The sequence below is a fragment of the Listeria cornellensis FSL F6-0969 genome, assembly GCF_000525855.1.
GTDB classification, from domain to species: domain Bacteria; phylum Bacillota; class Bacilli; order Lactobacillales; family Listeriaceae; genus Listeria_A; species Listeria_A cornellensis.
This window is the reverse complement of sequence record NZ_AODE01000018.1, coordinates 84,388-93,579: the sequence shown is the minus strand read 5'-3', so window position 1 is coordinate 93,579 and position 9,192 is coordinate 84,388. Positions and strand designations below refer to the sequence as shown.

Below are 9,192 nucleotides of genomic sequence, written 5' to 3'. Positions count from 1 at the left end.
TCCAATGGCAGGCGTGAGCGCAGAAGACTTAGAAGATGGCGATATCACGAGCCAAATCCAAGTCATCAGCAACGACGTGAATCCAAATGTAGCAGGCATCTACCACGTGACGTACAGCGTAACAGACAGCGACGGCAACGAAACACAATTCACGATCACCGTCATCGTTGGCGCACAACCAATCGTACCCGTAGATCCAATCACACCAGTGAGCCCTGCAAAACCAGCGACACCAGTACAACCAGTCGCACATGTAGTAGCACCAACAAAAGAAATACAACCAACAAGTGTGACACCAACAACAGCCCTACCAAAAACAGGCGATGATTCTAAAACATCCACGCTCCTTTTCGGTGGCTTACTAGCAGCACTTGGCGCCCTATTCTTGCGCAGAAAGAAATAACATAATCAAATAAAAATAGTAGCATGAGACGCATAACAAGCTACAATAGTACCTATAGAATGGACACTTCAAAAAGAAGTACATTCTATAGGTTTTTTGTATACTCAAATAAATAACTCCGCTAGAAAGGAAGAAACCATGAGATAAAACTATTCTCAAACGCCGAAATCCAAGTACTGCATCAAAAGCCAAATGTAAAGAATGTCTCGCAGAGTTAACTTCTAGGATAATCCTCAGCAGGAGTCCTTCTTTGGTTATTTTAAAGATGACATAGATTCTCGTTCCTTTGATACCTTAGCAGCCCTGAAATCGAAAATAGACTACTACATGATTTACTATAATTAATAACTATCGCTATCAATGGAATCTCAAAAAGATGGCTCCTGTACAATACAGAAACCATCTTTTAGCAAATGCTTCATTCTATAGCTACCGTTTAGTTTTGAGGAATTCTATCAATCATGGGTTTTGAATGTAAATTTTCCAACCTTACAATAATTATGATAAAACTGTAAGATATTCTTAGCAATTTGTTATTTAAATCGCGGGAAACTCCCATGCGCACAGGCTATAATGGAATTAGGAAAGGAGCTGTTGAATATGAAAAAAAATATGGCAAGTAATCACAGCGATTGGCGAGACACTCGTAGACCCTGCAAAAATGGCTAAGGAAGTTAACCGTGCTGGCTAATCACAACGAACAGAAACCCCGACTATAACGCCCATCTTATGAATCAGGGTCTATAATCGGGGTTTATGCATTTATTTATATATCGGGACCATTGTAGCAACGACACTACCTTCGAGCGTTGCATTGGCTCTATTTTCAATCAAGTCATCAATATATTTCGCTATTTCTGCGGAAATGGAATACGACGCCGTTCTGTACAGCAAGCTTGGCGTATGATCCACTACATAATGCAAAATCCCATCCACCATATAAGTAGGATTCGTAATCGTCGTCGGAATACTCGTTTCAATGGCACCCGCCCGATCACAACTAACATCGATAATGATCGCATTTTTCTTTAAACGTTGCAAATCTTTTCGATACATAATATGATCCGTTCGTTTCAAATCCCATAAAATCGCATTTATAATCACATCATACTGCGGTAATTCCTCTTGAAATAGCGCTTCTTGATTACGATTATAAATATGCACCTCTGCGCCTAAGTTTTGCAATATTTTTTGTGCGCCATGAGATACGTTGCCACGACCCAAAATCGCCACTTTTGTATTGTATGGCATCTCGCCAATCAGTTGGTAAGCATGCATAATCGCGCCCTCACCTGCCAGCTCATTATTGATCCAAAAACAATGCCGATTCATGTAGTCCATATTCTCCCAAGCATAGGCTTTCACCCCTGATTGTGTCAATTTATCTGCTATTTCTTTATTTTGTTCCGCGTGAACCCAGCCAAATATCGTTTGACCTTTTTGTAATTCGCTCAGAAATTCGGAGTCACCAATCTTCGGTTCGCAAATAATATCTTGACGGAGCACATCTGCTCGAGACTGAACATGACAGCCAAGCGCCATATATTCCGCATCTGCTATCCCTAAAATCTCACCATAACCCGTTTCGAAAAAAAGCTGATCTGCATTCGTAATAGTCGAGATATGTTCAGGTAACAAAGCAATTCTCTTCTCGTTTTCCTTATGACTATTGACAAAACCCATCGTCTTTTTCTTCAATTCTAACATTTTTTGACCTCCATTATATTTGTGGTATAGGCGTTTGGTCTAGTATTTTTTTTGTTTATACCGACTTTTCCGACTAATAATCCATTTGAGATATTGCATGGTATCTGGAAACTTCGCGATCTGCGTCATAGCTAGTGCAGAGAGCGTCTAGATGGATGAATCCGAACAACTTCCAAAAATGAAAGGGCGTACAGATTTTCCTCTATCAATCATTCCTTTCCTATGCATAACATAAAACAAAACATAATGAAGCTCGAGTATATCAGCAACCTCTTGCTATCTTAATAATACCACATATCAAATCATCCTGTGCTATTTATTGTAAAATACAGCCACCTAACAAGCCTGTTTTCACTTTAAAAATTGAATCGCGATAGCTTTATATACATCAATCATTTCGAGATAATTCTCAATATCCACATACTCATTGACCTCGTGCGGTGTATTATTCCCTGGTCCAAAAATGATAAGTGGGAATTGATTCTTCGCCTTTATAAACTCAGCCGCATCTGTCGTTCCCGCCAAGCCAATAATCGGTATCGTTTTGCCAAATTGCTCTTTTGCGATAGACTCAGCGATTTTTACAAGGTTTGACTTAGGATCACTGAAAACCGGCATCTTATTATAATCCCACGTAATCTCCAAATGTACACCCTCTTGCTTGTTTAACTTGCTGACAATCGTGCAGAAAACTTGCTCTGTCTTTTCGTTGTCCACTTCTGGAATCGTTCGGATATTCCCTTGTAGCTGCGCCCTCGCTGGAATACTATTCACCTGATTTCCACCCTCGATAACCGTTACATTATGCGTAAAAACCCCTAGGATGTCATTTGTTTGATGGATACCCGCGACATACTGCTCCACTTCCTTGTAAAAAAGCATCAGATTATCAATCGCATTAATACCCAATTCCGGCGTAGAACTGTGCGCATTTTTTCCGTAAGATACGAGCGTATAATTCATCGATCCTTTGTGCGCATATATAATTTGGCGTACACTCGGTTCACCGATAATCAAGCCGTCTAAATCATCCGCATAGCCCAACGTCGTCAGTTGCGCTGCCCCAATCTCGCCAATTTCTTCGCCTATCGTGGCTAGTAATTTAATTTGCCCATCTATTAGTTTGCCTTCCTGCTCTAGCTCAATCATCGCGATTACCATTGCCGCCAAACCAGATTTCATATCTGTCGAGCCACGGCCGAATAACTTCCCATCGGATTCCGTTGCTTGAAAAGGTGGCGTTTTCCATGCTTTCCTATCCCCCGCATCCACAACGTCCATATGCCCAGAAAAACCTAGTACTTTCCCATTTTTTCCACCAATTTTACTTACTAAATTAGTTCGTGCCTCCGAGTATGCCACTTTTTCTGATAAAATCCCATATTTAGCGAACTGTTTCAATAAATAATCAGCTACTTCTTCCTCATTTCCATTGGTCGAATCGATATTAATCATGTCTTTTAAAATAGCTAGTTTCTCTTGTTTATTCATCTACTATCATTCCTTTCTACATGTAATTTACCAGGTCGTTGCCTCTAAGGTACTATTCGTTTTATTTTCAATCATGTCGTCTACATACTTTGACACTTCCTCAGAAATTGCGCATGATGCCGATTTAAAGAGCAGGCTCGGAATATGATCGACAGCGTAATGAAGAATACCATCCACCACATAAGTCGGATTGTCGAAAGAAGTGGGAATCGTCGTTTCAATAGCCCCAGCCTCATCGCAACTAATATCAATAATCATCGCGTTCTTTTTGAGGCGCTTCAAATCCGATCTACAAATAATATGATCTGCACGCGTCGTATCCCATAGAACCGCATTGACAATCACATCGTAATCGCCCAATTCTTTTTTTAAAAAGACGTTCTTGATTACGGCTGTAGACATTGACTTCCGCGCCTAAGTTCAGCAATACTCGTTGCGCACCGCGAGATACATTTCCACGTCCCAAAATAGCAACTCTCGCATTATAGGGCATGGCACCGATGAGCTGAAACGCGTGTATAATCGCCGCTTCTCCAGCCAGTTCATTGTTTTCCCAAAAGCAGTGGCGACTCATGAAGTTCATATTTTCCCATGCATACACTTGAACCTCCGATGCCAATAATTTCCGCGCAATCTCTTCATTTTTCTCGGCATGAACCCAGCCAAACACGGTGTGACCTTTCGTTAAAAGACCCAGAAATTCCGAATCACCAATCTTCGGTTCACAAATGATATCTTGTCTAAGTACGTCTTCTCTAGAATTCACATGGCATCCGAGCGCAACATATTCTGCATCGGCTATCCCTAAAGTTTCACCATATCCCGTTTCAAAAAAAAAGCTGGTCTGCATTGCTAATTGTTCGTATATGCTGTGGCAGTAAAGCAATCCTTTTTTCATTTGGCTTGTGACTTGTGACGAATCCCATTGTCTTCTTCAGTACTATCATCTTCTGACCTCCATTGTAATTTAGATTTTTTGAGTCGTGTTTATGTCTAATTACCTATTGCCGTTGATGCACTTTTTGGATTAATCGCTTACCGAGTGACGTCAAGTAATAGACACGATCTTGCCCTTCCACTTCAAAAATGACGATACCATACGTTACAAAAGTATCTAGAATATAAGCAACCTGTTTAATATCATAGACAGAAAGTGATCTTGGCGGGTCCACACGAATCCTTTCAAATGATAGATACTTTTCGTTCAACTGTTTGAGTAATGTTAACGCACATAATTTTTCTTTGACAAACTCTTTATTTATCATCCTATCCCTCCGTTCATACATAGATATTGTTTCCATGTTACTATAGTTGATGACCCCGCTAAATAAATATTAACACACAAAAAGGATAATTTTCTTTTATGTGTAATATATGCACATTTTCAACTAAATTTATCTACTTGGAGGAGCGACTATGCAAAATTATGGGCAAACATTCAAAAAAATTAGAGAAAGTAAATGCCTCACACAAGCTTCAATCGCTGGAAAAGATTTGTCTCGATCATTGTACGCTAAAATAGAAAAAGGTGAGGTCACGCCAAGCTTTTCAAAATTTAATAGCATCTTAAAAAACCTAGATTTCACATACGACGACTTTTTTTTTTTCATAACTCCTATAAACTCAACGGGAAAAATCTAATTCTTCATTTATTTAAGAACCTCGGTTATTTCAGCGATGTTTCTTTTATCACTCGAACAAACAAGTTATGTATAGCATATTCTATAGAGCATTCGGATGATACGGTCATAGATATTCAATTAATTTGTGAAAGCATTCTTCTTTTACAGAATGACCATCTCAGAGCTGCACAGGATAAAGTTCAGCCTATATGGGACCGCCTTTCTACACAAGATCATTTATACTATTTAGACATTCAGTTATTACATCATATTCTTTTCATATTTGATGTTGATACAGCTGGTGCCATGGTAAAGCGCAGTTTAAAAGAATTAGAAAAATATACATTTCAAGATGGAGCCATCAAATTACGTGTGCTACTATTGGTAAATTACAGTCATTTGCTCATTTTAAACGAGGATACAAAAAAGGCTTTTACCCAGTTGAAAATAGCAAAAAAAAATTTGTGAAACCGAAAGCCGTACAGATTTAGTCGTCTACGTATATTATTATGCATCTGTTCTTTTTTACAAATCGGGAAAACGCGATTTTTATTTTTATTATATTCGCCAAGCCGTCACGTTAGTAGAGTTCACTTTAGATGATTTAGCCGCTAACCTGATGATAACAAAGCTAGGTACCTATATTTCTACACAAGATATGGCTGAGACTAAAAGACTATATCTACAGATCAATAAGGATATCAATTATTTCGGCTTTTAAAAGGAGCACATGACAAAGCGGCCACCATTTTGAGGATGGTAACCGCTTTTTGTTATTTTAAGATGATTTGTTGTGTTTCAAGAGATGCTTTTACGTCAATGATTCGCTGATTACTCGAGCCACGAAATGCTAATTTTGCATCGAATAAATCCTGCTCAAATCGTCCATCAACAAGGACATCTACATGGGCAAGTAGCTCCAATTTATCCGGCGTTTCCTGCATCAATTCTTCCCACGTATAACCCGTCCACGACCAAATATCCTTCGCATCACCAAACAAAGTCCGAATCCGTTTCACGAGCGGCAAACAGACACCCGTATTCAAAAATGGCTCCCCGCCAAGTAGCGTCAATCCTTGCACACTTTCATGCCATAAATCCGCGATAATCCGATCTTCCAATGCCTCCGAGTACGGCGTGCCATAACGAAACGACTGCGCCGCCTTATTGTAGCATCCTTCACAATGAAATGGACAACCGGATACATATAAACTACAACGCACGCCTTCCCCATCGACAAAATTAAACGGTTTATAGTCGGCGATATAGTTCGCCGAAAGCTCATCCGCACGCCATTCTTGCGGTTTTGGATTATTCATTTGGCGACTCCAGATGCTTCACCCGTTGCGTAATCTCTTCATGTCTTCCGTGTACCATTGGCCGTTTCATCGGATTTCCAAGATACCCACACGTCCGCTTCACCACATCCGCGGTTTCAGGATTGGTATTCCCGCATTCTGGGCACTTAAACCCTTCTGCAGTCGGCGCAAACTCCCCTTCAAAATCGCATTCATAACAACGATCAATCGGCGTATTCGTTCCCAAATAAGCAACACGATCATAGGCATAATCCCAAACCGCTTCCAAAGCTTTCAGGTTATGCGTCAGCTTCGGATATTCACAATAATGAATAAAACCACCCGAACAATATTCGGGATATTCCATCTCAAAATCGAGTTTTTCAAACGGCGTCACTTTTTTGCGGACATCGTAATGGAATGAATTTTGATAGTATTCTTTGTCGGTAATATCTTTAATATCGCCGTATTTAGCGCGGTCCAGACGGTTAAAACGATCCGTCAAACTCTCACTCGGTGTCGAGTACACGCTGAACCAATAGCCGTACTCCGCCTTCCAAGCATCCGCGTATTCCTTCAATTCTTTCAAAATGTCTAGCGTGAATTCCTTCGCTTCCGGATTTGCCTCCCATTCACCACCATAAAACATTGTTGCAGCCTCATACAAGCCAATGTAACCGATTGAAATCGTCGACCGCTCCTTGTTGAAAAGCTGATCCACGTCCTGCCCATCATCGAGCCGTTTTCCAAATGCCCCGTACTTATACAAAATCGGCGCATTCTCCGGTTTTGCTTCCCGAACCCGCTCCAACCTGAAAAGTAACGCGTCCTTCACCGTCTGCATCCGTTCCGTGAAAATTTCCCAGAATCGTTCCTTGTCACCGCCACTTTGAATCGCAATTCTCGGCACATTTAGCGTCACAACTCCCAAGTTATTCCGTCCCGCATTCACAAATTCACCATCCGCATCTTTCCACGCTGGTAAAAACGAACGGCAACCCATCGGCACTTTGAAATCCCCCGCCAAACGCACCAACGAATCATAATTCAGCACATCTGGATACATCCGTTTCGCCGAACATTCCAGCGCCAACTGCTTAATATCGTAGTTCGGGTCCGTCGCTTCCAAATTCGTTCCCCGTTTGATTGAGAAAACCAACTTCGGAAAAATCGCCGTCTGCTTATCCTTCCCAATCCCACCAAGCCGAACCTTCAAAATCGCCATCTGAATCTCGCGCGCAAACCAGTCCTCGCCAAGCCCAAAGCCCAGCGTCACGAACGGCGTCTGACCATTACTCGTGTATAGCGTATTAATCTCATACTCCAAACTTTGCATCGCGTCATAAATATCTTTTCGCGTCCGTTCCCGCGCAAATTCCACGCGCCGCTCTGCTAAAACCCATTTTTCTGCCTCTTCCTCGTGTTTCTCATAATTCCGTTTCGCATACGTCGCCAAAATCTCATCAATCCGATCCACCGAACAACCACCGTACTGCGAGCTCGCCACATTCGCGATAATTTGCGCTATTTGAGCCGTCGCCGTCTGAATCGACTTCGGGCTTTCCACATTCGCATTCCCAATCGTGAAACCATTCGCCAGCATCCCCGCAATATCGATCAAACAACAATTCGTCATCGCGTGATACGGACTATAATCGAGATCGTGAAAATGAATGTCCCCCTTCAAATGAGCGTTCGCCACATGTTTTGGCAACATATATTTCAGCGCATAACTTTTCGCCACCGCGCCCGCCGTCAAGTCCCGCTGCGTATTAAAAACCGTCGCGTCCTTATTTGCGTTCTCGTTCACCACCGTTTTATCCTTATCCAGCAACTTCTGCACGCTCGTCGTCAAGTCCGTCATGCTCGCCCGCTGCGAATCCCGGTCATGCCGATATTCAATATAAGCCCGCGCCACATCCGGATATGTAGATTTCATCAGCTGATTCTCGACTACATGTTGAATCTCATCGATTGTCACCGCCGCATCGTTTGGTAAACTTTTCACAATATCAACTAAAACTCGCTCCAAATAAGCCGCATCATCCACGCCACAACCCACCATCGAAGCCTGCACTGCATTCCGAATCTTAATAAGGTCAAATCCGACCTTCCGCCCGTCCCTTTTGATAACTAATTGTTCGGCATCTTTTTCTACATACATGTATTCCGCTTCCCTTCAAACACTATATATTGTATCTACACTCTCATTATGGCACAAGATAAGCTTTTTTTTCTAACCAAAAATCTGACTCCCATCAAAAATAGGCTATTCGAACGAACTTTCAAAAAAAGCTTGCCACACGAAAATGTTATTAAATCAACAATCGTGTTTTCGCCAGATAATAATAACTACATAGTGAAGAGGCTAATGGCTTATTTTCACGAAAAAAAAAACCTCCAAACCCAACACGTGGATTCCGAGGTTCTCTTTTCTGTATCAAACTGTATAATTATACTTCTTCCGCAAAAACTCTGCGTCTACTTTCCGATTCTCGATCTCATGTCGATAATACAGCACAACGGAACCTTTTTTAATCTTATTGATTTTTCCCCGGGACACTAGGGAAAAGAAGCATTGGCGGGATATTTCGAGGTACTCAATCGCCTCTTTTGTCGATAGGAAATATTCATCTAGTAGCTCTACTAATTCTCTATTTTCCATGATGCC

At 41.4% G+C, this 9,192-nt stretch carries 10 protein-coding genes and 1 pseudogene; 3 read left to right on the top strand and 8 right to left on the bottom strand.

What is annotated here, in order from left to right; all coding sequences use genetic code 11:
- Positions 1–403, top strand: a 403-nt coding sequence (locus tag PCORN_RS07905; RefSeq protein WP_149024290.1) for an immunoglobulin-like domain-containing protein, incomplete at its 5' end; no start/stop codon positions are given.
- Between the two features lie 225 nt (positions 404–628).
- A pseudogene (locus PCORN_RS18985) lies at positions 629–875 on the top strand (IS3 family transposase); the annotation flags it as partial.
- A 290-nt stretch (positions 876–1,165) separates the two neighbouring features.
- On the opposite strand, the gene PCORN_RS07900 reads toward PCORN_RS18985, so the two are convergent.
- The 5 genes from PCORN_RS07900 to PCORN_RS07885 all read right to left on the bottom strand — a co-directional run bounded on the left by PCORN_RS07900 (position 1,166) and on the right by PCORN_RS07885 (position 4,866).
- Positions 1,166–2,110: a N(5)-(carboxyethyl)ornithine synthase gene (locus PCORN_RS07900; protein ID WP_036079187.1), complete on the bottom strand. Its 945-nt coding sequence runs from the start codon at positions 2,108–2,110 to the stop codon at positions 1,166–1,168.
- Positions 2,111–2,461: 351 nt separating this feature from the next.
- Entirely contained in the window at positions 2,462–3,601 is a 1,140-nt protein-coding gene (locus tag PCORN_RS07895; RefSeq protein ID WP_036079184.1) for an ArgE/DapE family deacylase, read from the bottom strand.
- A 27-nt stretch (positions 3,602–3,628) separates the two neighbouring features.
- Positions 3,629–3,946, bottom strand: coding sequence for a Rossmann-fold NAD(P)-binding domain-containing protein (locus PCORN_RS19795; protein WP_206537432.1), 318 nt, complete (start codon positions 3,944–3,946; stop codon positions 3,629–3,631).
- Positions 3,891–4,499, bottom strand: a complete 609-nt coding sequence (locus PCORN_RS19790) for a Rossmann-fold NAD(P)-binding domain-containing protein (protein WP_206537431.1) — start codon at positions 4,497–4,499, stop codon at positions 3,891–3,893. Before PCORN_RS19790 ends, PCORN_RS19795 begins: the two co-directional genes overlap by 56 nt.
- A 103-nt stretch (positions 4,500–4,602) precedes the next feature.
- Positions 4,603–4,866, bottom strand: coding sequence for a hypothetical protein (locus PCORN_RS07885; RefSeq protein WP_036079182.1), 264 nt, complete (start codon positions 4,864–4,866; stop codon positions 4,603–4,605).
- Between the two features lie 151 nt (positions 4,867–5,017).
- On the opposite strand from PCORN_RS07885, the gene PCORN_RS21285 reads away from it, so the two are divergent.
- Complete coding sequence (locus tag PCORN_RS21285) at positions 5,018–5,242, top strand: helix-turn-helix domain-containing protein (RefSeq protein ID WP_036079180.1); 225 nt, start codon at positions 5,018–5,020, stop codon at positions 5,240–5,242.
- A 754-nt stretch (positions 5,243–5,996) separates the two neighbouring features.
- On the opposite strand, the gene nrdG is transcribed toward PCORN_RS21285, so the two are convergent.
- From nrdG to PCORN_RS07865, 3 genes are all read right to left on the bottom strand, one after another.
- Positions 5,997–6,542 (bottom strand): anaerobic ribonucleoside-triphosphate reductase activating protein, encoded by a 546-nt coding sequence (nrdG, locus tag PCORN_RS07875; RefSeq protein ID WP_036079178.1) that lies wholly within the window; start codon positions 6,540–6,542, stop codon positions 5,997–5,999.
- The gene (nrdD, locus tag PCORN_RS07870; RefSeq protein WP_036079176.1) at positions 6,535–8,685 is read right to left on the bottom strand and encodes an anaerobic ribonucleoside-triphosphate reductase; all 2,151 of its coding nucleotides are present in this window, start codon (positions 8,683–8,685) and stop codon (positions 6,535–6,537) included. Before nrdD ends, nrdG begins: the two co-directional genes overlap by 8 nt.
- A 276-nt stretch (positions 8,686–8,961) precedes the next feature.
- Positions 8,962–9,186: a helix-turn-helix domain-containing protein gene (locus PCORN_RS07865; protein WP_036079174.1), complete on the bottom strand. Its 225-nt coding sequence runs from the start codon at positions 9,184–9,186 to the stop codon at positions 8,962–8,964.
- Positions 9,187–9,192: the final 6 nt, after the last annotated feature.

Bases quoted from the DNA above. Each gene is read 5' to 3' on its own strand.
- PCORN_RS07900 (WP_036079187.1), bottom strand. From the start codon at position 2,110: ATGTTAGAATTGAAGAAAAAGACGATGGGTTTTGTCAATAGTCATAAG.
- PCORN_RS07895 (WP_036079184.1), bottom strand. From the start codon at position 3,601: ATGAATAAACAAGAGAAACTAGCTATTTTAAAAGACATGATTAATATC.
- PCORN_RS19790 (WP_206537431.1), bottom strand. From the start codon at position 4,499: ATGAAAAAAGGATTGCTTTACTGCCACAGCATATACGAACAATTAGCA.
- PCORN_RS07885 (WP_036079182.1), bottom strand. From the start codon at position 4,866: ATGATAAATAAAGAGTTTGTCAAAGAAAAATTATGTGCGTTAACATTA.
- PCORN_RS21285 (WP_036079180.1), top strand. From the start codon at position 5,018: ATGCAAAATTATGGGCAAACATTCAAAAAAATTAGAGAAAGTAAATGC.
- nrdG (WP_036079178.1), bottom strand. From the start codon at position 6,542: ATGAATAATCCAAAACCGCAAGAATGGCGTGCGGATGAGCTTTCGGCG.
- nrdD (WP_036079176.1), bottom strand. From the start codon at position 8,685: ATGTATGTAGAAAAAGATGCCGAACAATTAGTTATCAAAAGGGACGGG.
- PCORN_RS07865 (WP_036079174.1), bottom strand. From the start codon at position 9,186: ATGGAAAATAGAGAATTAGTAGAGCTACTAGATGAATATTTCCTATCG.